We start from the raw sequence: 24215 nt of genomic DNA on the forward strand, positions 1-24215 counted from the left end.
TTTCATCACTTTATAGGGTTAGGAAACACAGGCGTATATGGCTTTATTTAATAATAACCGTTCAACTTTAGCTGCCTATGCCATGGTGCCCTTGGTTGCTATGGTCAGCACAGCAAGTTATGCACAAACTTGGAAAATCAATTTACGTGATGCAGATCTTACGGCATTCATTAATGAAGTCGCAGATATCACGGGGAAAAATTTTGCAGTTGATCCACGGGTACGAGGAAATGTAACGGTTATTTCCAATAAGCCTTTAAATAAAAATGAAGTCTATGACCTGTTTCTCGGTGTGTTGAATGTGAATGGTGTAGTGGCGATTCCATCGGGCAACACCATTAAACTGGTTCCAGACAGTAATGTAAAAAGCTCGGGCATTCCTTATGATGCGCGCCACCGTGCGTCTGGAGACCAAATTGTCACCCGAGTAATTTGGCTTGATAACACTAATGCCAATGACTTAATTCCAGCGTTGCGCCCATTGATGCCGCAATTTGCACATTTGTCAGCAGTGGCGGGGACCAATGCGCTGATCGTCTCAGACCGTGCAAGTAATATTTACCAGCTCGAAACGATTATTCGTAATTTAGATGGAACGGGTCAAAATGATATCGAAGCCGTGACGCTGCAATCGAGTCAGGCCGAAGAAATGATTGGACTGTTAGAGTCGATGAGTTCGACCGGCGCATCAAAAGACCCGAAAGGGTCACGAATTCGTATCATCGCAGACAATCGAACCAATCGTATTATCATTAAAGGTGATACAGCGACACGTAAGCGTATTCGTAAGATTATTGAGACCTTAGATGTGCCTGCGGCAGATCGATTGGGTGGGTTGAAAGTCTTCCGTTTGAAGTATGCAAGTGCAAAAAATTTGTCGGAAATCTTGCAAGGTTTGGTCACTGGGCAGGCTGTTTCGAGTACGAATTCATCGAATAGCTCAAATAGCAGCACGATGAACAGTTTAATGAATGATAGTAACAGTTCAAATTCACAGTCATTCAGTTCACAAAACAACACCAGTTCTGGCATTAACCTTAACAGCAATAACTCTTCCAATAATACGCAAAACGGTATCTCAAGTTTTAACGCCAATGGCGTGAGTATTATTGCTGATGCAACACAAAATGCACTGATTGTAAAAGCAGATCCGCAGCTCATGCGTGAAATCGAGTCTGCGATTCAACAGCTTGATATTCGTCGTCAGCAAGTGCTGATTGAAGCAGCGATTATTGAAGTCGAAGGCACGGATACCGATCAGCTCGGTGTGCAATGGGCGTTGGGTGATATCAGTAGTGGTATCGGCTTAATTAACTTTGATAACTTTGGTTCGAGTTTAAAAAATATTGCCGCAGGTTATTTAACTGGCGGTGCTGCGGGTGCAGGTAGCGCGGTGAGTGCGGGTACTTCTTTGGTCCTTGGTGATTATCGTGAAGGCAGTGATGGTTCACGCAAACTCTATGGTGCGATGATTCAGGCCCTAAAAGAAAAAACCAAATCCAATTTATTATCTACACCGTCGATTGTGACAATGGACAACGAAGAAGCCTATATTGTGGTGGGTGAAAACGTTCCATTTGTGACAGGTTCGGTCACCACCAATGGTGGCACAGCTAACCCATATACATCGATTGAGCGTAAAGATGTCGGTGTTACCTTAAAAGTTGTACCGCATATTGGCGACGGCGGCTCTGTGCGTTTAGAGGTAGAGCAAGAAGTTTCTGATGTAAAAGACAATAAAGGCCAAGCGTCGGATTTGGTTACGACTAAACGCGCGATCAAAACCTCGATCTTGGCAGAGCATGGTCAAACAATTGTGTTGGGGGGGTTGATCTCTGACAATACATTGCATGGGCGTCAATCTGTTCCAGGGCTAGGGGCTATTCCTGTGCTAGGCAAACTCTTTAGCTCTGAAGGAAAATCCAATAGTAAACGCAATTTGCTGATCTTTATTCATCCGACCATTGTTGGAAATTCTGCTGATGTGAAGAAAATGTCTCAGCAGCGTTACAGTCAGCTCTATAGTCTGCAACTGGCACTGGATAATGATGGTAATTTTGCGAAATTGCCTGAAAATGTTGATGATGTGTATCAGCAGCGCATACCTGTTTCAAAGGGTACAGCACCAGCCCCTGTGTATAAGACGGTACCTACAGCACCGCAAACGACACAGCCAGCGGCAGTGGTCTCCACGCCAGTAGCCATTGAGCCTGCGGTGAAGCGCGAAACCATTACCGTACCGAATGGCAAAGTGGCGGGCATGCCTTAGGTTAGACAGCAGAGTGGTTTAGCTTTGAAACCACAGCATGCTATGATGAAAAAAACGAGCAATAGAGAATTAACTTCATGACTTGGAAAATTCAAGCAATTTCTGGTGATTTAACAGGACAAGAAATTAGTATTGAGCGTGATATGTTGGTGGGTCGTCATCAACAAGCAGATATTGTTTTGCAAGAATCTGATGTATCGCGTAAACATGCTGCCTTTGTACTGAAAGATCAGGCACTCTGGTTGCAAGATCTTAATTCATCCAATGGGACGTTTATTAATGATGTCCGTTTGACTGGTGAATCGCTTTTAAAAGAAGGTGATATTGTACAGTTTGCCAGTGTGAAGTTTAGTTTATTGGCTCCAGCTAAAGCTGTTCAGATCCCAGCGGATATTGAACAAAGCGTTGAAGCGTTGCAAACAGAAGAAATTACACCTGTTCAGCAGCCGTCTGAAGCTGTTGCAGTTTCTGAAACTGTGGCACAAGAGTCTGTAGCAAACACGTCTGAGACTAAGGCACAAGAGCCTGTTGTTAAAACCGCAGCACAACAAATGAATGATCAAGGTATGCCAGAGTTGAAAGAGCGAGATGGCTCGGTTCAATTGACTCGTGATGGTATGCCGACCAATGTAGGTGTGCCTAAACCTGCACCAATTCCTGAGGGAATTGACGTAACTGCTGTTCCGAAAAATGAAGCATGTGATGTACAAATTCCAGCGACATGTGTAGAGCAAGAGCGTGAAGCGCAAAAAAATGCCTCTGTGGGCTTAATCTCAGTCATTGTTTTAATCATTCTTGCAATTATTGCATGGGTCTTGTTTAAATAAACCGAGACATTCCTCAAAAGGCATGCATGGGCATGCCTTTTTTATGGGGAAAATTTACAAAAAAATAGAGGGACATTATGTTTGAAGTTCGTTTAGCAGAACGCCAAATGATTTTATTTGATCTGGATGGAACGCTAGTCGATTCAGCATCTGACTTACATCGTGCGATGAATATGAGTCTAAATGCGTTGCAATTACCGTTGGTCACAGAAGCGCAGGTGCGAAACTGGATTGGGAAAGGAACTTCATTGTTTTGTCATAGCGTACTTGAATACTTGACCGGGAAGGTGGATGCCGCACAGCACCATCTTTTACTGGAAACTTTTCTAAAGATTTACAATGCCGATCCTTGTGTCTTGACGCAGCCCTTTGACGGCATTCTAGCGTTCTTGGATTGGGCAAAAGCAGAGCAGAAAATTCTGATTTGTGTGACCAATAAGCCAGAGCAACCGGCACGCAGTATTGTGCAGGCACTGGGCATGCATGACTACTTTGATGATGTGATAGGTGGAGATCGTTTTGAAGAGCGTAAACCACATCCCAAGCAGTTAGAGTATTGTGCGGAACATTATGCCTTGCCAAAACAGCAAATTTTGATGGTAGGTGACTCTGTCAATGATGTAGAGGCAGCACGTCGTGCGGGTATTGATTGTATTGTGGTCAGCTATGGCTATAATCATGGTGAAAATATTCGAGATTGTCAGCCGCAGCACGTGGTTGATAACTTAAAAGAATTATTGGGTTGAAATAAGTAGGGTTAAGGAAGTGAAAATGAGCAACTGTGTAGGTTTTCGATGGCGTCACTCAATCAGCATGAGAAGAAATTAACTGAAATTGACCACGCGAAAAATAGAGAAACCGAGATGACTACACAAACTCAATTTGAACAACTGAAATCTGCTGGATATAACTTGATTCCGGTATATCGTCAGCGCTTGGCAGATACAGAAACTCCGCTGTCTGTCTTTGCGCGATTAAAACAACATAAACAAGCCTATTTATTTGAATCTGTAGAGGGTGGCGAAAACTGGGCGCGTTACTCCATTATTGGCTTGGGCGAGTCCACCGTATTTTCGTGTAATGAAGGGCAGTTGACCGTTCAACATGCTGATGGCTCGGTTGAAAAACAACAATGTGCTGACCCATTTCAATACATTCGTGACTTCCAAGCACAATATAAAGTGCCTACACAGCAAGATTTGCCAGCGTTGCCGAGCTTTACCGGTGGATTGGTTGGATACTTTGGTTATGATGCTGTACGTTATATCGAACCAAAGCTCAATAACGTTCCAGAAGCTGACCCGGTCGGGATTCCGGATATTTGGATGATGCTATCAAAAACCGTCATCGTCTTTGATAACCTTAAGGATACCTTATTCTTAATTGTGCATGCCGATGTAAATGATGCTGAGGCCTATACCAAGGCGCAGCAACGATTGGATGAGCTAGAAGAACTTTTGGCAACCCCAATTGCACTCAAAGCAAATAAGCATACTGCACCACAGTTTGAATCCATCACCGGACACGATAACTTTATTGACTCTATTGCAAAAGTAAAAGAGTACATTAAAGCAGGTGATGTGATGCAGGTTGTGCCAGGTCATCGTATGGTATCCGATTTTGATGGTGAGCCTTTACAGGTCTATCGTGCACTACGTCACCTCAATCCATCGCCATATTTGTTCTTGGTGCAAGGGCAGACACTAGAAAATGACATTCCTTTTCATATCGTCGGTTCATCACCTGAAATTTTGTCCCGTTTAGAAAATGGTGTGGCAACAGTTCGTCCTTTGGCGGGAACGCGACCACGAGGTAAAACAAAAGAAGAAGATTTAGCGCTAGAAAAAGATTTGCTATCTGATGAAAAAGAAATTGCAGAACATTTGATGTTGATCGATTTGGGGCGAAATGATGTTGGTCGTGTATCAAAAATCGGTAAAGTTCACGTGACTGATCAAATGGTGATCGAACGTTATTCGCATGTCATGCATATTGTGTCAAATGTGCAAGGTGAAGTACGTGATGATGTCGATGCTTTGGATGTTTTTAAGGCAACATTCCCTGCGGGTACGCTTTCAGGCGCACCAAAAATCCGTGCTATGGAAATTATTGACGAAGTTGAACCAGTAAAACGTGGAATTTTTGGTGGTGCTGTTGGTTATTTAGGCTGGCATGGCGAAATGGACATGTCGATTGCGATTCGTACCTGTGTAATTCGTGAAAATAAGGTCTATGTTCAAGCTGGAGCAGGGGTGGTGTACGACTCAAATCCTGAATCAGAGTGGAATGAAACCCAAATAAAAGCTCGCGCAGTGATCAAAGCGGTTGAATTATCATCAAATGGATTGATTTTATGAGTTTTTCACGTTTTTTTTAGAAAAAACACTTGCAAGGATTTCAAGATTTGCTAAACTGCACACCGTTCCGATACGAAACGTACGAAACACTAGGAAACGCCGGCATAGCTCAGTTGGTAGAGCAACTGACTTGTAATCAGTAGGTCCACAGTTCGAATCCGTGTGCCGGCACCATCTTAGAAAGTTTGAGAGTGAGTAGAGAGAACAACACTGAAGTAAGTGTAAAATGGTGAGGTTCCCGAGCGGTCAAAGGGGGCGGACTGTAACTCCGCTACGAAAGTTTCGAAGGTTCGAATCCTTCCCTCACCACCAATTTTAAGACTTCAATAAGTGGTTTGTACCAACATCGTGCGGGAGTAGCTCAGTTGGTAGAGCGGTAGCCTTCCAAGCTACATGTCGCGAGTTCGACCCTCGTCTCCCGCTCCATATCTATTGAAGTGCTTATATTTGCTCTTATAGCTCAGTGGTAGAGCACTCCCTTGGTAAGGGAGAGGTCTCGAGTTCAAATCTCGATAAGAGCTCCAGATTTTACAGTTTAGCAACTTTAAATGTTACGCAAGATTCCAGAAGCAGGCTTTTTAGTCTGCTTTTCAAGTATTGGGTGTTTATTTTTTTTAGGCGATATGTCGGAGCTGGGTTTTACTCAGAATTGTGTTCGACGTAAACGAGGAAGAAAAGCATGGCTAAGGCTAAGTTTGAACGTAATAAGCCGCACGTTAACGTGGGCACAATCGGTCACGTTGACCATGGTAAAACGACTTTAACAGCTGCGATTGCAACTGTGTGTGCAAAAAAATTCGGTGGTGAAGCGAAAGATTACGCTGCAATCGACTCTGCACCAGAAGAAAAAGCACGTGGTATTACAATTAATACTTCACACGTAGAATACGATTCTCCAATCCGTCACTACGCTCATGTAGACTGCCCAGGTCACGCCGATTATGTTAAAAACATGATTACTGGTGCTGCGCAAATGGATGGTGCGATCCTTGTTTGTTCGGCGACTGATGGTCCAATGCCACAAACTCGTGAACACATCCTCCTTTCTCGTCAGGTAGGTGTACCTTATATCGTTGTATTCCTAAACAAATGCGATATCGTAGATGACGAAGAATTAATTGAATTAGTAGAAATGGAAGTTCGTGAACTTCTTTCTACTTATGACTTCCCAGGCGACGACACTCCAGTAATCCGTGGTTCTGCTCTTGCAGCGCTTAATGGTGAAGCTGGTCAATACGGCGAAGATGCTGTGGTTGCTCTTGTTGAAGCTCTTGACTCTTACATCCCAGAACCAGAACGTGCTATCGACCAAGCATTCCTTATGCCAATCGAAGACGTATTCTCAATTTCAGGTCGTGGTACAGTAGTAACTGGCCGTGTTGAAACTGGTATCGTGAAAGTAGGCGAAGAAGTTGAAATCGTTGGTATTAAAGATACAGTTAAAACAACTGTAACTGGCGTAGAAATGTTCCGTAAACTTCTTGACGAAGGTCGTGCGGGCGAGAACTGTGGTGTTCTTCTACGTGGTACTAAACGTGAAGACGTTCAACGTGGTCAAGTACTTGCTAAACCAGGTACAATCAAACCGCATACTAAATTCGACGCAGAAGTATACGTACTTTCTAAAGACGAAGGTGGTCGTCATACTCCATTCCTTAACGGTTACCGTCCACAGTTCTACTTCCGTACAACTGACGTAACTGGTGCGATCGCGCTTAAAGAAGGCGTTGAAATGGTTATGCCTGGTGACAACGTAGAAATGTCAGTAGAATTAATCCACCCAATCGCAATGGACGCTGGCTTACGCTTTGCGATCCGTGAAGGTGGCCGTACAGTTGGTGCGGGTGTTGTTTCTAAAGTAACTGCATAATATAATACAGTTATCTTTGTACAGATCGAGAGTTTCGACTCTCGATTTGCTCTGCAGGTCAGTAGTTCAATTGGTAGAGCGTCGGTCTCCAAAACCGAATGTTGGGGGTTCGAGTCCCTCCTGGCCTGCCAAATTTTTTTAAAAAGAAGCTTGATGCTGGCTCAACTGGTCATATAATAAGTCGCGAATCCTACGACGAGTACAAAAATGTCGAATGATAAATCGCGTGACGCATTAAGCGACGCGCCAATTCCTCAAAGAAATAATCCTGCTGAAGTTGTTAATTCTGGTTCCCCTTTAGACTATGTTCTGTGGGTTATCGCGTTGATTTTACTCGGTAGTTCTATGATGGTGAATCAACATTTGCCAGCATACTGGGCACCAGCGAATGATGTTTGGGTCCGTGTTGGGGTAATTTTGGCTTGTATCATCGTGGCTTTAGGTTTATTATACGCCACCCATCAAGGCAAAGGCTTTGTTCGATTGTTGAAAGATGCTCGAATTGAGTTACGTCGAGTGACTTGGCCAACCAAGCAAGAGACCATGACCACATCTTGGCAGGTACTTGCGGTAGTCTTAGTGGCATCTATTTTATTATGGTGCTTTGACTATGCTTTGAGCTGGTTAATGAAGTTTATTATCGGGTAAGAGAGCTATGAAACGTTGGTACATTATTCATGCCTATTCTGGTTATGAAAAACAAGTGTTACGCTCACTTAATGATCGAATCCAGCGTAGCGCTGTAGCCGATAGCTTTGGTGAAGTCCTTGTCCCTACTGAAGAAGTAGTGGAAATGAAGGATGGTAAGAAACGTAAATCTGAGCGTAAATTCTTTCCCGGCTATGTGTTAGTCGAGATGGAAATGAATGATGAAACTTGGCACATTGTTAAAGAATGTCCAAAAGTATTAGGTTTCATCGGTGGTACTGCAGAAAAGCCTGCACCAATTACGCAAAAAGAAGCTGATGCGATTCTTGCACGTGTACGCAATACTGGCGAAGCACCTCGTCCTAAGACGATGTTTGAACCAGGTGAAGAATTACTCGTAATTGACGGTCCATTCACCGATTTTAAAGGCGTGGTGGAAGAAGTTCTATACGATAAGTCACGTTTAACGTTGACGATTAATGTATTTAATCGACCAACTCAGGTTGAGCTGGAATTTCGCCAAGTCGAAAAATCGGTTTAATTTAACTTGGTTGATAAACGCCCGATTTGTTATGAGTCGGGCATTGTTGTTGTAACGGTATCGTTACTTATATGTATGGGGAGCCTAGCGGCGTTAGTACCCAGAGGTAATTGAAATGGCTAAGAAGATTGACGGCTATATCAAGCTGCAAGTTCCAGCTGGTAAAGCAAATCCATCTCCACCGATTGGTCCTGCACTAGGTCAACGTGGTGTTAACATCATGGCATTCTGTAAAGAATTCAATGCTGCGACACAAAAAGTTGAAGCTGGTCTTCCAATTCCAGTAGTGATCACTGTGTACAACGACAAGTCGTTCACATTCATCATGAAAACTCCTCCTGCTGCGATTCTTCTTAAGAAAGCTGCGGGTATCCAAAAGGGTTCAGCTGTACCTAACAAAACTAAAGTTGGTAAGTTGACTCGCGCTCAATTAGAAGAAATTGCGACTACTAAAGAACCAGATCTTACTGGTGCTGATTTAGACGCACGTGTACGTACCATTGCTGGTTCTGCGCGTTCTATGGGCTTGGAAGTGGAGCTATAAGACATGGCTAAATTAACTAAACGTCAAAAAGCCATTGTTGCTGCTGTTGAAGCTAACAAAGTTTACACTTTGGAAGAAGCAGTTGCAGTTCTTAACGGCCTTCCAGCAGTAAAATTCAAAGAATCTTTGGATGTTGCTGTAAACCTAGGTGTTGATCCTCGTAAATCTGACCAAGTTGTTCGTGGCGCGACTACACTTCCTGCAGGTACTGGTAAAACTGTACGTGTAGCTGTGTTTGCTCAAGGCGCTGCTGCTGAAGCTGCTAAAGCTGAAGGCGCGGACGTTGTTGGTTTTGATGATCTTGCTGAAAGCATCCAAGCGGGTAACCTTGACTTTGACGTAGTAATTGCAGCTCCGGATGCAATGCGCGTTGTTGGTAAGTTAGGTACGATTCTTGGTCCACGTGGCTTAATGCCAAACCCTAAAGTGGGTACTGTAACTCCTGACGTAGCTTCTGCTGTTAAAAACGCGAAAGCTGGTCAAGCACGTTACCGTGTAGACAAAGCGGGTATTATCCACGCTGCGATCGGTCAAGTAGGTTTCACTGCTGAAGCTGTTCGTTCAAACGTTGAAGCTCTTGTAGCTGACCTTAAGAAAGCAAAACCTGCTACTTCTAAAGGTGTTTACATCCAAAAGATCACTCTAAGCTCTACTATGGGTCCTGGTCTTGTTGTTGATGTAGCAAACGTTTCTAAATAAGTTTCGACTTATTACAGAATTTTAAAGCCCTGAGTAATATTTGAAGCACTGCTTTAAATATTACGCAAGAAACGCTTCGTCGTATATTGCGTGATTCAGGCAAACTTTGAATTGATAAATTTAGATTTATCAGCGTCAAAGACCTCAGGCGAGGGGAGTTTTATGCTTTCTTCTTAATAGCCCAGCCTGAGTAGACGCGGTGGTGTGATTTGTTCCTCCTCCGCGTGTTGGTTCAGTGATGAGCTAACGAATTGGGAGTGCATCTGTATAGGTGCATAAATCACCGTTAGGAGGTTTTACAATGGCTCTTCTTATCGAAGGCAAAAAACAGATCGTAGCTGAAGTAACTGAGGTTGCTTCTACTGCGTATGCTGCTGTTGTTGCTGACTATCAAGGTTTAACTGTTGAGCAATTAACTGCTCTACGTGTTGAAGCTCGTAAACTAGGTGTTGCTACTCGTGTAGTTCGTAACACTTTGGCTAAACGTGCTCTTCAAGATACTCAATTCAATATCTTGAGCGACAACCTTGTTGGCCCAACAATCTTAGCTTTCTCAACTTCTGAAGACGACATGGGCGCAGCTGCTCGTTTGTTCGAAGAATTTGCTAAAACTAATAAAGCATTTGAACTTAAAGCTGCTGCATTTGACGGTAAAGTTTATCAAGGTGCTGAAGTTAGCGTTATCGCAAACCTTCCAAACCAAGAGAAAGCGCTTACTATGCTTGCAAACGTTCTTCAAGCTCCTATTTCGAAATTGGGTCGCCTTATTACTGCGCTCAAAGAGAAAAACGAGTCAGAAGCTGCTTAAGCTTAAATCAATTTACACACCATTCAATACCCATTTGGAGTTACTCTCATGGCTTTAACAAACGAAGAAATCTTAAACGCAGTTGCTGAAAAAACTGTTCTTGAACTTGTTGAACTTATTTCTGCTTTCGAAGAAAAATTCAACGTATCTGCTGCTGCTGTAGCAGTTGCTGCTGCTCCTGGCGCTGCTGGTGCTGCTGCTGAAGAACAATCAGAATTCAACGTTGAGTTGACTTCTTTCGGTGCTAACAAAGTTGCTGTAATTAAAGCAGTTCGTGAAGCTACTGGCCTTGGTCTTAAAGAAGCTAAAGATCTTGTTGAAAGCGCTCCTTCAGTTCTTAAAGAAGGCGTTTCTAAAGAAGAAGGCGAAGAACTTAAGAAAAAACTTGAAGAAGCTGGTGCTACAGTTACACTTAAGTAATCTTAAGGGGAGTCGATTTTTTTATAATCGGCTCCAAAAAATGGCTGGTGGCCCTTGGGTCATCAGCCTTTTTGCGTTACAATAATCGGCTCGATTTTTGTTTGCATGATATAAAAATCATACAAATTAAAAATAATTTATAAAACCAAACGCTTACCAATATTTTTCAGTAAAAAAATATTGTTAAGCGTTTTAATACCACTAAAAATTGCAGCATTTGTGAAAGTGGTGGCCATATCGGCCTGCGTAATTCCTTCTAAGTTCGTTCTGCAGGCGGACTTAGTTTACTTTCCGAGGACTCCAGATGGCATACTCATATACCGAAAAGAAACGGATCCGTAAGAATTTTGGTAAATTGCCCAAGGTAATGGATGTTCCGTACTTGCTCGCGATTCAAGTCGACTCGTACCGAACTTTCCTTCAAGACGGCAAAACTCCAAAAAACCGCGAAGATATCGGTCTCCAAGCCGCATTTCGTTCAGTTTTTCCTATTGAAAGTTATTCTGGCAATGCTGCTTTAGAATTTGTTGAGTATAGTCTTGGTAAGCCTGAATTTGATGTGCGCGAATGTATTCTTCGTGGCTCAACTTATGCGGCGCCAATGCGTGTAAAAATTCGTCTGATCATTAAAGATCGCGAAACTAAAACAATCAAAGATGTGCGTGAGCAAGAAGTCTACATGGGTGAAATGCCACTTATGACAGACAACGGTACCTTTGTGATCAATGGTACTGAGCGTGTAATCGTATCTCAATTACACCGTTCACCAGGTGTATTCTTTGACCACGATAAAGGCAAAACTCACTCTAGCGGTAAAGTTCTTTACTCTGCTCGTATCATTCCTTACCGTGGTTCATGGTTAGACTTTGAATTCGATGCAAAAGATCTTGTATATGTTCGTATTGACCGTCGTCGTAAATTACTTGCGACTGTTGTGCTTCGTGCCTTGGGTTATAACAACGAACAAATCCTAGACATGTTCTACGAAAAAGTACCTGTATATCTTGATATGGGTAGCTATCAAATTGACTTGGTTCCAGAACGTCTACGTGGCGAAATGGCACAGTTTGATATCGTGGGTACAGACGGTAAAACAATTGTTGAACAAGGTAAACGTATTAACGCGCGCCATGTTCGTCAAATGGAAGCAGCAGGTCTTGAAAAACTTTCTGTTCCTGATGAATACCTATATGAACGTATTGTTGCTGAAGATGTAACCTTACGTGATGGCGAAGTAATTGCTGCAAATACAGTACTAAGCCATGAAATTATGGTGAAATTGGCTGAAGGCGGCGTTAAACAATTCAACGTACTTTATACCAATGACATCGACCGTGGTCCATTCATTGCGGACTCTTTACGTGCAGATACTACAACTGGTCGTGAAGAAGCACTTGTAGAAATCTACAAAGTGATGCGTCCGGGTGAGCCACCAACAAAAGAAGCTGCTGAAAACTTATTCAACAATTTGTTCTTCTCTTCTGAACGTTATGACTTATCACCAGTAGGTCGTATGAAGTTCAACCGTCGTTTGGGTCGTCCTTACGAAGTGGGTACGGATCAGAAGTCTCGTGAAGTTGAAGGTATTCTTTCGAACGAAGACATCACTGATGTATTGAAAACATTAGTTGAAATCCGTAACGGTAAAGGTGAAGTCGATGATATCGATCACTTGGGTAACCGTCGTGTTCGTTCTGTTGGTGAAATGACAGAAAACCAATTCCGTGTTGGTCTAGTTCGTGTTGAACGTGCTGTTAAAGAACGTTTATCTCAAGCTGAAACTGATAACTTGTCTCCGCAAGATTTAATCAATGCGAAACCAGTTGCTGCTGCAATCAAAGAATTCTTTGGTTCAAGCCAGTTGTCTCAGTTCATGGACCAAAACAACCCGTTGTCTGAAATTACACACAAACGTCGTGTATCAGCATTGGGCCCAGGTGGTTTGACTCGTGAGCGTGCGGGCTTCGAAGTACGTGACGTACATCAAACTCATTATGGTCGTGTATGTCCAATTGAGACTCCTGAGGGTCCAAACATTGGTTTGATCAACTCACTTTCTGTTTATGCGAAAGCGAATGATTTTGGTTTCTTAGAAACGCCTTACCGTAAAGTTGTTGATGGTCGTGTAACGGATGACGTTGAATACCTTTCTGCGATTGAAGAAGTAGGTACTGTGATTGCACAGGCCGATTCTGGTGTAGATAAAGACGGTAATTTAACAGAAGAATTTGTTTCTGTACGTCACCAAGGTGATTTCGTACGTATGCCTCCTGAAAAAGTGACGCATATGGACGTATCTGCACAGCAGGTTGTATCTGTAGCGGCATCACTTATTCCATTCCTTGAACACGATGATGCCAACCGTGCATTGATGGGTTCAAACATGCAACGTCAGGCAGTACCTACGTTGATCGCTGACAAGCCGCTTGTTGGTACAGGTATGGAAGCAAACGTAGCGCACGACTCAGGTGTATGTGTTCTTGCGAAACGTGGTGGCCGTATTGAATTTGTCGACGCGTCTCGTGTTGTTATTCGTGTAAACGAAGACGAAATGATCGCGGGTGAAGCAGGTGTAGATATCTACAACCTGATCAAATATACACGTTCTAACCAAAACACTTGTATTAACCAAAAAGTGCTTGTAAGCCTTGGTGATCAAGTGGGTCGTGGTGACGTATTAGCTGATGGTCCATCTACAGATGGCGGTGAATTGGCATTGGGTCAAAACATGCGCGTAGCATTCATGACTTGGAACGGTTACAACTATGAAGACTCGATCTTATTATCTGAGCGTGTGCTTCAAGAAGATCGTTTAACATCAATCCACATTCAAGAATTGTCATGTGTAGCACGTGATACTAAATTGGGTGCGGAAGAAATTACTGCCGATATCCCGAACGTGGGTGAAGCAGCACTTTCTAAACTTGATGAGTCAGGTATTGTTTACATCGGTGCAGAAGTAACAGCGGGCGATATCCTTGTAGGTAAAGTAACACCTAAGGGTGAAACCCAACTTACTCCGGAAGAAAAACTTCTTCGTGCAATCTTCGGCGAAAAAGCGGCTGACGTTAAAGATTCATCTTTACGTGTATCTTCTGGTGTTAAAGGTACTGTTATTGACGTTCAAGTGTTTACACGTGATGGTCTTGAAAAAGACGAACGTGCTCAAGCAATTGAGAAAGCACAACTTGATGCTTACCGTAAAGATCTGAAAGAAGAATTCAAAATCTTTGAAGAAGCAGCTCGTGAACGTATTGTTCGTTTGTTGAAAGGTCAAGAATCGAATGGTGGCGGTACAACTAAACGCGGTGACAAATTAACTGAAGATTTATTGTCTGGTCTTGAGTTGGTTGATCTTATTGAAATCCAACCAGTTGACGAAGCGATTGCTGAACGTTTAACTCAAATTCAAGTGTTCTTGAAAGAGAAGAGCCTTGAAATTGATGAGAAATTTGCAGAAAAAAAACGCAAATTGTCTACAGGTGATGAGCTGACAACTGGTGTACTAAAAGTTGTTAAAGTTTACCTAGCTGTAAAACGTCGCATCCAACCGGGTGATAAAATGGCGGGTCGTCACGGTAACAAAGGTGTTGTATCAAACATCTTACCTGTAGAAGACATGCCACACGATGCAAACGGTGTTCCAGTTGATGTTGTACTTAACCCACTGGGTGTACCATCACGTATGAACGTGGGTCAGATTCTTGAAACTCACTTAGGTATGGCGGCTAAAGGTCTTGGCGATCAAATCGACAAGATGATGAAAGAGCAACGTACTGTACTTGAGCTTCGTGAATTCTTAGACAAGATTTACAACAAAGTTGGTGGCGAACAAGAAGATCTTGATAGCTTAACTGATGAAGAAATCTTGGTGCTTTCAGGTAACTTGCGTAAAGGTGTTCCTTTAGCAACACCAGTATTTGATGGTGCTGAAGAATCACAAATCAAAGAATTGTTAGAGCTTGGTGGCATTTCACGTACTGGTCAAACAGTATTGTATGATGGTCGTACAGGTGAGCGTTTTGACCGTCCAGTAACTGTAGGTTACATGTACATGTTGAAATTGAACCACTTGGTTGACGACAAGATGCATGCGCGTTCTACTGGTTCTTACTCTCTAGTAACTCAACAGCCGCTTGGTGGTAAAGCACAATTCGGTGGTCAGCGTTTCGGTGAGATGGAAGTATGGGCACTCGAAGCTTACGGTGCAGCATACACACTTCAAGAAATGCTTACTGTGAAGTCGGATGACGTTGAAGGTCGTACCCGTATCTATAAGAACATTGTAGATGGTAACCATTACATGGACCCAGGTATGCCTGAATCGTTCAACGTATTGACCAAAGAGATCCGTTCTTTAGGTATCAACATTGAACTGAAAAATGGTGACTAAGTAACCATTCAATCCCCCCAACCCCCTTTATAAGGGGGGGATTTACTCCTCTTATTTTAAGGGGAGTTTCCCGCTTAAATCAGGCGGGATTGAGGGGGATTACTCAGTTAAAAAACAATATTTGTGACCCAGTTGTGAAGTGAAAATCTCCACAACACACGGAGAAAAAAATTGAAAGACTTGCTCGATATCATGCGCAAAAAGACGGATTCAGACGGTCATGCTCCTGTAGAGTTTGATCGCATCCGTATTGGTCTTGCGTCACCAGAAATGATTAAGTCGTGGTCTCATGGTGAAGTTAAAAAGCCTGAAACCATTAACTACCGTACGTTCAAACCTGAACGTGATGGTTTATTCTGTGCCAAAATCTTTGGTCCAGTAAAAGATTACGAATGCTTGTGTGGTAAATACAAGCGTATGAAATACAAAGGCGTCATTTGTGAAAAATGTGGCGTTGAAGTAACAACTGCAAAAGTACGTCGTGAGCGTATGGGTCATATTGACCTTGCTTCTCCAGTTGCACATATTTGGTTCTTAAAATCACTTCCTAGCCGTATCGGTCTGCTTTTAGACATGACTTTACGTGATATCGAACGTGTATTGTATTTCGAATCATACGTTGTAACTGACCCAGGTATGACTCCACTTGAGAAATACCAACTTCTAAACGATGAAGAATACTTCACTGCTTTAGAAGAACACGGTGATGAATTCACTGCGAAAATGGGTGCAGAAGCAGTTCAAGATTTGTTGAAAGACATCGATCTTGAAGCTGAAATTTCACGTCTTCGTGAAGAAATTCCAAATACAACTTCAGAAACGAAGCTTAAAAAAGCTTCTAAACGTCTGAAATTGATGGAAGCGTTCAAAGAGTCGAACAACAAACCAGAATGGATGGTGATGAATGTACTTCCAGTACTTCCACCTGATCTTCGTCCGTTGGTTCCTCTAGAAGGTGGTCGTTTTGCGACTTCTGACTTAAACGATCTTTACCGTCGTGTAATTAACCGTAACAACCGTTTAAAACGTCTACTAGACCTTGCAGCACCAGACATTATCGTACGTAACGAAAAACGTATGTTACAAGAGTCTGTTGATGCATTGCTTGATAACGGTCGTCGTGGTCGTGCAATTACTGGTTCGAATAAACGTCCTCTTAAATCTTTGGCAGACATGATCAAAGGTAAACAAGGTCGTTTCCGTCAAAACTTATTGGGTAAACGTGTCGATTACTCTGGTCGTTCGGTAATTACCGTAGGTCCGACTTTACGTCTTCACCAATGTGGTCTTCCGAAAAAAATGGCGCTTGAATTATTCAAACCATTCATTTTTGCGAAACTACAAGCATCTGGCCAAGCGACAACCATTAAAGCTGCGAAGAAAATGGTTGAGCGTGAAACTCCAGAAGTTTGGGACGTACTTGCTCACGTAATTCGTCAACATCCAGTGATGTTGAACCGTGCGCCTACACTTCACCGTTTGGGTCTTCAAGCATTTGAACCAACCCTGATTGAAGGTAAAGCGATCCGTCTTCACCCGTTAGTTTGTGCGGCATTTAACGCCGACTTCGACGGTGACCAAATGGCGGTACACGTACCATTAACACTTGAAGCTCAGTTAGAAGCTCGTGCGTTAATGATGTCAACAAACAACATTCTTTCTCCTGCGAACGGTGAGCCAATCATCGTACCTTCTCAGGACGTTGTCTTAGGCTTGTACTACATCACTCGTGATGCGATCAATGCCAAAGGTGAAGGCATGGTGTTTGCGGATACTGACGAAGTAAACCGTGCACTTGCAACAGGTCAAGTTGATTTACACGCTCGCGTAAAAGCACGTGTACACCAAACTGTCATTGACGAAAATGGTAACCGTGAACAACAAACCATTGTTGTAGACACAACTCCAGGTCGTTGTTTACTTTGGGAAGTTGTACCTGAAGGTATGGATTTCCAACAAATCAACGTTGAGATGACTAAAAAGAACATCTCTAAATTGATCAACTCTTGCTACCGTAAATTAGGTCTTAAAGATACTGTTATCTTCGCTGACCAATTGATGTATTTGGGCTTCCGTCAAGCGACTCACTCAGGTGTGTCTGTTGGTATGGAAGACATGTTAATTCCGCCACAAAAACAAGCAATTATCGAAAAAGCTGAAGTTGAAGTTCGTGAAATTGAACAACAATTCGAGCAAGGTTTCGTAACTGCCGGCGAACGTTATAACAAAGTTGTCGATATTTGGGCGCGTACAAACGACCAAGTAGCGAAAGCGATGATGGACAACTTGTCTTTCACAACTGTTAAAAACAAACAGGGTGAAGACGAGAAACAAAAATCATTCAACTCGATTTACATGATGTCTGACTCAGGTGCCCGTGGTTCGGCAGCTCAGATTCGTCAGTTAGCGGGTATGCGTGGTTTGATGGCGAAACCAGATGGTTCGATCATTGAAACACCAATTAAAGCGAACTTCCGTGAAGGTTTGACCGTACTTCAGTACTTCATTTCAACACACGGTGCACGTAAAGGTTTGGCCGATACTGCATTGAAAACTGCGAACTCAGGTTACTTGACTCGTCGTTTGGTTGACGTTGCACAAGACTTGGTAATTACTGAGCCAGATTGTGGTACTTTCGACGGTCTTGTAATGACTCCGTTCATTCAAGGTGGCGATGTCATCGAGAACTTAGGTACTCGAGTATTGGGTCGTGTACTTGCTGAAGATGCGAAGAAACCAGGTTCGGATGATGTGATTCTTCCACGTAATACATTAATCGACGAAAAACTTGCAAACTACTTAGAAGAGCAAGGTGTCGATGAAGTGAAAGTACGTTCAGTTGTAAACTGTGAATCTACTTTCGGTGTATGTGCGAAATGTTACGGTCGTGACCTTGCTCGCGGTCACTTGGTGAATCCAGGTGAATCTGTGGGTGTAATGGCTGCTCAATCAATTGGTGAGCCAGGTACACAGTTAACAATGCGTACGTTCCACGTAGGTGGTGCTGCGAGCCGAACTTCTGCTGCTAACAGCGTACAAGTTCGTAACAAAGGTACAGTACGTTTCCACAATGTGAAAACAGTACAACACGCTAAAGGTCACTTGGTATCAACTTCACGTTCAGGTGAAATCGGTATCGCGGATGACATCGGTCGTGAACGCGAACGTTACAAAATTCCATACGGTGCTTCAATCATCATTAAAGATGGCGAAGCTGTGGAAGCTGGCGGTATCGTAGCGATTTGGGATCCGCATACACATCCATTGGTTACCGAAGTTGCAGGTAAAGTGCGTTTCAGCCAAATCGCTGATGGCGTAACTGTGACATCGAAAACTGATGATGCAACAGGTATGACGACTATTGAGGTACTTCCAGTAACTTCACGTCCAGCATCTGGTAAAGATATGCGTCCAGCTGTTGTATTGGATACAACAGATGGCGGCGAACAGTTCTACTTCCTACCACAAAACACGATTCTGACTGTGCGCGACGGCGAAACAATTGGTGTCGGTGACGTTATTGGTCGTGTACCACAAGAATCTTCACGTACACGTGATATTACCGGTGGTCTACCGCGTGTAGCTGACTTGTTCGAAGCACGTAAACCGAAAGAACATGCGATCCTTGCTGAAATTTCAGGTATCGTAAGCTTCGGTAAAGAGACCAAAGGTAAGAACCGTCTTGTGATTACTCCGGATGATGGCTCTGAGATTTACGAAGAGCTAATTCCGAAATGGCGTACGATTAACGTGTTCGAAGGCGAGCATGTGAACCGTGGTGAAACCATTTCTGATGGTCCGCAAAACCCACACGACATCTTACGTTTGAAAGGCGAAGTTGCACTGACAAACTACATCGTGAACGAAGTTCAGGACGTATACCGTCTGCAAGGTGTAAAAATCAACGACAAGCACATTGAAGTGATCGTACGTCAAATGCTTCGTAAAGTTGAAATCACTGACGGTGGTGATACAAGCTTCATCAAAGGCGAGCAAGTGGAATACATCCGCGTTGTTCAAGAAAACCAAGCTGTGGCAGCTCAGAACAAGTTCCCAGCGAAGTTTGAACGTCAATTGATGGGTATTACCAAAGCGTCGCTTTCTACTGACTCGTTCATTTCTGCTGCATCGTTCCAGGAAACAACTCGTGTGTTAACTGAAGCTGCTGTAACAGGTAAAGAAGATGAATTACGTGGTCTGAAAGAAAACGTAGTTGTAGGTCGTCTGATCCCAGCGGGTACAGGTTTGGCATACCACTTAGAACGTCGTCGTCAAGAGTCTGAAGCTGCAGAGCTTGAGCTTCACAATGACTTCTCTGATGTTGATCAAGCATTAAGCCAAGCATTTAGCGATGAATTTAACGGTCTTTAATTAGCCCTTAAATCATTCAAAAAAGCCACCTTTGGGTGGCTTTTTTTATGCGGATGAATTGAAAATTAAAGCTTTCCTAATGTTGATTTATTTCCTATAGTAAAAATAGAACATAACAAATCTCTTGATTTTTAAACTTAAACATAACGGGGTCTTTTGATGAAATTCGCACAGCAATTATTCGCAGTTTCTGCATTATTCAGCTCATTGACAGCGATTGCTGCACCTATGCCCAATTCGATTGTGGTGGAAGATAAAGCTGTAGTTCCAGTACTAAAAACAGAAGTGATTCGCCGTGTTGCAGGTCAAGAACCTGTACGCCAAGTGACTGCAACAGTGTTAGAAATGACCAATAAAGGTCAGGATGTCGTGGCACGTGAAATTGAACTTTCAGACCATCAAAGTGATTTTTCTGAAAAGAAATTATCGATTCCAGTACTACAACGTGGTGGTGTCATCGTCCCGACTTCTAAAATTGAAACCAAGACTACGGTGAAGCAGGACGGTCAGATTATTCGTCAAAACACCAATATTGATGCAGAAGGTGTAGAGTTTAAGAAAGGGCAAGACCCGATTAAACGCACGCTAAAACTAGATCAGGCAACAGATCCAGAAAGCAAAGCCAAACTCTCTCATGCTGTGCTGACTGAAAATGGTGAAACAACAAAAGATTTGATGATTTTGGATGAAAACCCTGAGTGATTCGTGAGCGATTAGGCATGGTTTTTACAAAATGCAGCATTTATGCTCCAAGCCGTAACAAGCTATGTTTAATTGTTTCATACAATGGTTTTAGAATCATAGGTATTGAAGAAGACAAGGAACATCACAATGAAAAAAGTAATGAGCGTATGCGCAGTCGCGATGATGTCGACCCTAATGCTTGCTGGTTGTGAAAGCATGTCGCCAAATGAACAACGTATTGGTGCTGCAGCTTTAGGTGGTGCTATAGGTGGTGGTGTGGGTAATAATGTCGGTGGTGGTGTAGGTGCAGCCGTTGGTGGTGGTGCTGGTGCAGCTGTCGGTAGTAAAACTCAAAACGGTTCAAACCGAAATGCCACATATAGTGGTGTAGGTGGTGCGATTGGTTCTGCAGTCGGTAAAAGTATCTTTGGTGGTAACACTGGTGCTGCGATTGGTGGTGCAATCGGTGGTGGTGCAGGTGCTGCAATTGAGCAAAATCGCTAATCCAATCCGATAAAATTGAATGAAAAGGCGCTTAAAGATAAGCGCCTTTTTTATTTGCGTGGACGGGGTTGCTTGCGACGAATGTATAGCGTTTTTTGAATTTCAGCGATACGTAAGCCTGCTTCATCAAAAATATTTAAGCTATAGTTCCGTAAAACAGGTGCGTGGTTATCTGCTAAGTTTTTAATATGATTGATTTCATTTGGGTCGAGCTGGATGTCGGCGTATACCGTTCCACGCCCGGGAGATAAAAATTGGATATTTGCCGCTTTGTCCCACACGATATAACGTGAGCCAAGGTGATGCATCAAAATCAACATATAAAATGGGTCAACCATTGAATATAGACTACCGCCAAAATGTACACCGACAATATTTTGATTTTTTCGAGTTAATGGCATTTTGACGCGAATGTGATAATTGGCGAGATCAATTTTATCAATCGAAATGCCAGCACCTTTATAAGGGGCATAATGATTGAGTAAGAATTTAGAGACAATAGGCATTGTCATTATTTTCTGGATTATGCTCATACTGGGTCAATTTTTTTTTATGCTGAACTTTGCATACTAAATGAGTTTCAAAACTGTGGCATTGATCACATTGCCCATGTTCACAAATAAAACGTCAATTCGATGGAATCGATAAAAGGACTAGAAGAATGCAACCACTAAATACGCAATGGGTGAATACCACAGATCAACAACGGCTCTATGTAAAGACATGGGGTGATGAAACCAAGCCCGCTTTGGTTTTGGTTCATGGTTATCCTGATAATCAGGAAGTATGGGAACCGGTTATTGAACATCTTGGTTCTGAATTTTATATTGTGAGCTATGACGTGCGAGGTGCAGGGCAGTCATCTGTGCCCCGTAAAGTACGAGATTACCGTTTAGAACAACTTTCACTTGATTTAGATAGTGTGACGCAAGCGGTATTAGGCGAGCGTAGTTTTCATTTGGCCGCGCATGATTGGGGCTCTATCCAATCTTGGGAATCGGTGACTGAGCCAAAATTTCGCTCACGTATTTTGTCTTATTCAACTATTTCTGGGCCATGTTTGGATCATGCGGCATTTTTGCTCAGAAATAGCTTTAAGCATCAGCAGAAAAAATTACTCGAATTATTAAGTAAGTCATGGTACATCGGGGTATTCCAATTACCATTTTTGGCACCGACGGCGTGGCATTTTTTGAATGCTGAACGTTGGGGAAAAATTGTGAATGATTTAGAACGTACTCAAGAATTGCCTTTGAATCATAATATTCAGCATGATGGTAAACAGGGTATTGCGCTTTACCGTGCTAATTTTATTCCCCGCTTAACTCAGCCTAGACAACGTCATGCCGTCTGTCCTGTACAAGCGATTGTGTTGAAACATGATAATTTTGTCAGTCCAGATTACATTAAAGAATTACCTAATTGGGTTGAAGATTTATCTGTAGTTGAAGTCAATGCCAATCATTGGGCCGTGCTGAGCCAACCCGAAAAAATTGCAAGTTACATCGCTCAATTTGCGCAATCACAGCAGCTTTAAGTAAATCGTTCAACAGTGACAGTTTCATCGATAGGGGGCTAAATAGCGAGCAAATTCTGATAAAATACGGTTTTTTGTCAGACTCCCTTTTTTCTTATGTTTGCTATTCTTGCCGCAATTACAGTCATGTTTGGACTGTCGCTGGCACGCGTGCCTGTTGTATTTGCGCTGATCATTGGTGCAGTAACAGGTGGCTTGTTAGCTGGTCTTGGTATTCATGGCACCATCGAAGCGTTTAATAGTGGCTTAGGCAACGGTGCTCAAATCGCACTTGCTTATGGCGTGTTGGGGGCATTTGCTTTGGCACTTGCGCGTTCAGGTCTGCCAGATTTACTGGCTTATCAACTCATTACTAAACTCAAAGGTAACAGTAATGTGAAAGCCCAGAATTGCGTGAAATACGTAATTTTCGCTACTATCGCTTTAGCCGCCGTATGTTCACAAAACGTGATTCCAGTGCACATTGCGTTTATTCCAGTATTAATTCCACCATTACTCAGTGTATTTAATCATTTAAAACTTGACCGTCGTTTGATTGCTTGTGTTCTGACTTTTGGTCTTGTGGCGACTTATATGCTGGTACCTTTTGGTTTTGGTGCTATTTTCCTTAATGATATTTTAGGTCAAAACATCAATACCTTTGGTAAGCCATACGGTTTCAACATCAGCTATGATCAAATTCCAACTGCTATGGCAATTCCAGTATTTGGGATGTTTGTTGGCTTATTAATTGCTGTTTTTTATAGCTACCGTAAACCACGAGAGTATGCTGACGTTCAGATTAAGGAATCACAGCACACCATCTCATCTGATGTAAAAGCAGATGAAAATGGTAAACCACAAGTCGCTAAATTTACTTTGATCATGGCTGCGGTAGCAGTAGTTGCTACGCTTTCTGTTCAAGTCATATCTGAGTCGATGATTTTGGCGGGTCTCGTTGGTGTTGCGATCTTAAGCTGTGCAGGTATTTTTAAGTGGAAAGAAGCCGATGATGTCATTATCAGTGGTATGCGCATGATGGCACTGGTGGGTTTCATTATGATTTCTGCGCAGGGTTTTGCATCTGTGATTGAGGCTACGAATCAAGTACCAGTACTGGTACAAGCTTCGGTTGAATGGATTGGAAACAGCCAAGGTTTAGCTGCATTTTGGATGCTATTGATAGGGCTATTAATTACCTTAGGTATTGGTTCTTCATTCTCAACAATCCCAATTTTGGCCATTATTTATGTACCACTTTGTATTCAATTTGGTTTTAGCCCAGCGGCAACGATTGCCATTATTGGTACAGCAGCAGCTTTAGGAGATGCAGGTTCTCCGGCATCAGACTCAACTTTAGGCCCAACATCAGGCCTTAATATGGATGGTCAGCATGACCACATGAAAGACAGTGTGGTCCCGACCTTCATTCACTACAATATTCCATTAATGATCTTTGGTTGGATTGCCGCAATGGTACTCTAAAAAATTTTCAAAGATAAATAAAAAGGCGATTATATAATCGCCTTTTTTATTATTTAAACCTGATGAATTTAGTTGGTTTAAAATCATTAATTTGATTAATTCTGATTAAAATGGTTGGTATATTTTAAATAATAAGTTAATTATAATGGTTGATAAATAAAACCAACCTTTGAACTATGATTAAAATAAATATAGTTAATTAATAATAACTTATATAATAGTGTAATAAATTATTAAATAATGTTATTGCATAATTTTAATACTAATGTTTAATATTAA

At 42.5% G+C, this 24215-nt stretch carries 18 protein-coding genes and 5 tRNA genes; 22 read left to right on the forward strand and 1 reads right to left on the reverse strand.

The genetic code is table 11. The features are described from left to right. Positions 1-37 precede the first annotated feature (37 nt). From gspD to G0029_RS01335, 20 genes are all read left to right on the forward strand, one after another. On the forward strand, positions 38-2269 hold the full coding sequence (gspD, locus tag G0029_RS01240; protein WP_180109663.1) for a type II secretion system secretin GspD: 2232 nt from the start codon (positions 38-40) through the stop codon (positions 2267-2269). A 77-nt stretch (positions 2270-2346) separates the two neighbouring features. Continuing rightward, complete coding sequence (locus G0029_RS01245) at positions 2347-3096, forward strand: FHA domain-containing protein (protein ID WP_180106154.1); 750 nt, start codon at positions 2347-2349, stop codon at positions 3094-3096. 77 nt (positions 3097-3173) lie between these two features. Continuing rightward, on the forward strand, positions 3174-3842 hold the full coding sequence (gene gph / locus G0029_RS01250; RefSeq protein ID WP_180106156.1) for a phosphoglycolate phosphatase: 669 nt from the start codon (positions 3174-3176) through the stop codon (positions 3840-3842). A gap of 117 nt (positions 3843-3959) precedes the next feature. Next, positions 3960-5453 (forward strand): anthranilate synthase component I, encoded by a 1494-nt coding sequence (gene trpE, locus G0029_RS01255; protein ID WP_180109694.1) that lies wholly within the window; start codon positions 3960-3962, stop codon positions 5451-5453. Between the two features lie 98 nt (positions 5454-5551). Continuing rightward, positions 5552-5627: transfer RNA gene (locus tag G0029_RS01260), tRNA-Thr, on the forward strand. A 54-nt stretch (positions 5628-5681) separates the two neighbouring features. Next, positions 5682-5765: transfer RNA gene (locus G0029_RS01265), tRNA-Tyr, on the forward strand. 38 nt (positions 5766-5803) lie between these two features. Then, a tRNA-Gly gene (locus tag G0029_RS01270) sits at positions 5804-5879 on the forward strand. A gap of 23 nt (positions 5880-5902) precedes the next feature. Next, positions 5903-5977 (forward strand) — tRNA-Thr (locus G0029_RS01275). A 155-nt stretch (positions 5978-6132) separates the two neighbouring features. Then, the gene (gene tuf, locus G0029_RS01280; RefSeq protein ID WP_180084375.1) at positions 6133-7323 is read left to right on the forward strand and encodes an elongation factor Tu; all 1191 of its coding nucleotides are present in this window, start codon (positions 6133-6135) and stop codon (positions 7321-7323) included. A gap of 55 nt (positions 7324-7378) precedes the next feature. Further along, a tRNA-Trp gene (locus tag G0029_RS01285) sits at positions 7379-7454 on the forward strand. A gap of 76 nt (positions 7455-7530) precedes the next feature. Continuing rightward, positions 7531-7971 carry a preprotein translocase subunit SecE gene (gene secE / locus G0029_RS01290; protein ID WP_078189832.1) on the forward strand — a complete coding sequence of 147 codons (441 nt, stop codon included), beginning with the start codon at positions 7531-7533 and terminating at the stop codon, positions 7969-7971. A 7-nt stretch (positions 7972-7978) separates the two neighbouring features. Continuing rightward, positions 7979-8512, forward strand: coding sequence for a transcription termination/antitermination protein NusG (gene nusG / locus G0029_RS01295; RefSeq protein ID WP_078189831.1), 534 nt, complete (start codon positions 7979-7981; stop codon positions 8510-8512). Positions 8513-8627: 115 nt separating this feature from the next. Then, the gene (gene rplK / locus G0029_RS01300; RefSeq protein WP_004868049.1) at positions 8628-9056 is read left to right on the forward strand and encodes a 50S ribosomal protein L11; all 429 of its coding nucleotides are present in this window, start codon (positions 8628-8630) and stop codon (positions 9054-9056) included. Positions 9057-9059: 3 nt separating this feature from the next. After that, entirely contained in the window at positions 9060-9755 is a 696-nt protein-coding gene (gene rplA, locus G0029_RS01305) for a 50S ribosomal protein L1 (RefSeq protein WP_078189830.1), read from the forward strand. A 301-nt stretch (positions 9756-10056) separates the two neighbouring features. Further along, a complete protein-coding gene (rplJ, locus tag G0029_RS01310; RefSeq protein ID WP_111885844.1) occupies positions 10057-10563 on the forward strand; it encodes a 50S ribosomal protein L10 in 507 nt (168 codons plus the stop codon). 48 nt (positions 10564-10611) lie between these two features. After that, on the forward strand, positions 10612-10983 hold the full coding sequence (rplL, locus tag G0029_RS01315; protein ID WP_078189828.1) for a 50S ribosomal protein L7/L12: 372 nt from the start codon (positions 10612-10614) through the stop codon (positions 10981-10983). Positions 10984-11287: 304 nt separating this feature from the next. Beyond that, on the forward strand, positions 11288-15376 hold the full coding sequence (rpoB, locus tag G0029_RS01320) for a DNA-directed RNA polymerase subunit beta (protein ID WP_180106158.1): 4089 nt from the start codon (positions 11288-11290) through the stop codon (positions 15374-15376). A gap of 171 nt (positions 15377-15547) precedes the next feature. Beyond that, positions 15548-19747, forward strand: a complete 4200-nt coding sequence (gene rpoC, locus G0029_RS01325) for a DNA-directed RNA polymerase subunit beta' (protein ID WP_180109664.1) — start codon at positions 15548-15550, stop codon at positions 19745-19747. Positions 19748-19906: 159 nt separating this feature from the next. After that, the gene (locus G0029_RS01330) at positions 19907-20449 is read left to right on the forward strand and encodes a hypothetical protein (RefSeq protein WP_180101530.1); all 543 of its coding nucleotides are present in this window, start codon (positions 19907-19909) and stop codon (positions 20447-20449) included. 129 nt (positions 20450-20578) lie between these two features. Next, the gene (locus G0029_RS01335) at positions 20579-20935 is read left to right on the forward strand and encodes a DNA transfer protein p32 (RefSeq protein ID WP_078192840.1); all 357 of its coding nucleotides are present in this window, start codon (positions 20579-20581) and stop codon (positions 20933-20935) included. A 50-nt stretch (positions 20936-20985) separates the two neighbouring features. Here G0029_RS01335 and G0029_RS01340 read toward each other — a convergent pair whose 3' ends face one another. Then, entirely contained in the window at positions 20986-21468 is a 483-nt protein-coding gene (locus G0029_RS01340; protein ID WP_180054258.1) for a DUF4442 domain-containing protein, read from the reverse strand. 128 nt (positions 21469-21596) lie between these two features. Here G0029_RS01340 and G0029_RS01345 point away from each other — a divergent pair, with 128 nt between their 5' ends. Further along, positions 21597-22472, forward strand: a complete 876-nt coding sequence (locus G0029_RS01345) for an alpha/beta fold hydrolase (RefSeq protein ID WP_180106160.1) — start codon at positions 21597-21599, stop codon at positions 22470-22472. 96 nt (positions 22473-22568) lie between these two features. Further along, positions 22569-23936: a Na+/H+ antiporter family protein gene (locus tag G0029_RS01350; protein WP_180106162.1), complete on the forward strand. Its 1368-nt coding sequence runs from the start codon at positions 22569-22571 to the stop codon at positions 23934-23936. The last annotated feature ends 279 nt before the right edge of the window (positions 23937-24215 follow it).

Origin of the sequence: Acinetobacter sp. YH12138 (assembly GCF_015218525.1) — a bacterium.
GTDB lineage: Bacteria > Pseudomonadota > Gammaproteobacteria > Pseudomonadales > Moraxellaceae > Acinetobacter > Acinetobacter amyesii.

What these genes read in the sequence shown, in the direction of transcription:
- gspD (WP_180109663.1), top strand. Translation starts at nt 38, where the DNA reads ATGGCTTTATTTAATAATAACCGTTCAACTTTAGCTGCCTATGCCATG.
- G0029_RS01245 (WP_180106154.1), top strand. Translation starts at nt 2,347, where the DNA reads ATGACTTGGAAAATTCAAGCAATTTCTGGTGATTTAACAGGACAAGAA.
- gph (WP_180106156.1), top strand. Translation starts at nt 3,174, where the DNA reads ATGTTTGAAGTTCGTTTAGCAGAACGCCAAATGATTTTATTTGATCTG.
- trpE (WP_180109694.1), top strand. Translation starts at nt 3,960, where the DNA reads ATGACTACACAAACTCAATTTGAACAACTGAAATCTGCTGGATATAAC.
- tuf (WP_180084375.1), top strand. Translation starts at nt 6,133, where the DNA reads ATGGCTAAGGCTAAGTTTGAACGTAATAAGCCGCACGTTAACGTGGGC.
- secE (WP_078189832.1), top strand. Translation starts at nt 7,531, where the DNA reads ATGTCGAATGATAAATCGCGTGACGCATTAAGCGACGCGCCAATTCCT.
- nusG (WP_078189831.1), top strand. Translation starts at nt 7,979, where the DNA reads ATGAAACGTTGGTACATTATTCATGCCTATTCTGGTTATGAAAAACAA.
- rplK (WP_004868049.1), top strand. Translation starts at nt 8,628, where the DNA reads ATGGCTAAGAAGATTGACGGCTATATCAAGCTGCAAGTTCCAGCTGGT.
- rplA (WP_078189830.1), top strand. Translation starts at nt 9,060, where the DNA reads ATGGCTAAATTAACTAAACGTCAAAAAGCCATTGTTGCTGCTGTTGAA.
- rplJ (WP_111885844.1), top strand. Translation starts at nt 10,057, where the DNA reads ATGGCTCTTCTTATCGAAGGCAAAAAACAGATCGTAGCTGAAGTAACT.
- rplL (WP_078189828.1), top strand. Translation starts at nt 10,612, where the DNA reads ATGGCTTTAACAAACGAAGAAATCTTAAACGCAGTTGCTGAAAAAACT.
- rpoB (WP_180106158.1), top strand. Translation starts at nt 11,288, where the DNA reads ATGGCATACTCATATACCGAAAAGAAACGGATCCGTAAGAATTTTGGT.
- G0029_RS01330 (WP_180101530.1), top strand. Translation starts at nt 19,907, where the DNA reads ATGAAATTCGCACAGCAATTATTCGCAGTTTCTGCATTATTCAGCTCA.
- G0029_RS01335 (WP_078192840.1), top strand. Translation starts at nt 20,579, where the DNA reads ATGAAAAAAGTAATGAGCGTATGCGCAGTCGCGATGATGTCGACCCTA.
- G0029_RS01340 (WP_180054258.1), bottom strand. Translation starts at nt 21,468, where the DNA reads ATGAGCATAATCCAGAAAATAATGACAATGCCTATTGTCTCTAAATTC.
- G0029_RS01345 (WP_180106160.1), top strand. Translation starts at nt 21,597, where the DNA reads ATGCAACCACTAAATACGCAATGGGTGAATACCACAGATCAACAACGG.
- G0029_RS01350 (WP_180106162.1), top strand. Translation starts at nt 22,569, where the DNA reads ATGTTTGCTATTCTTGCCGCAATTACAGTCATGTTTGGACTGTCGCTG.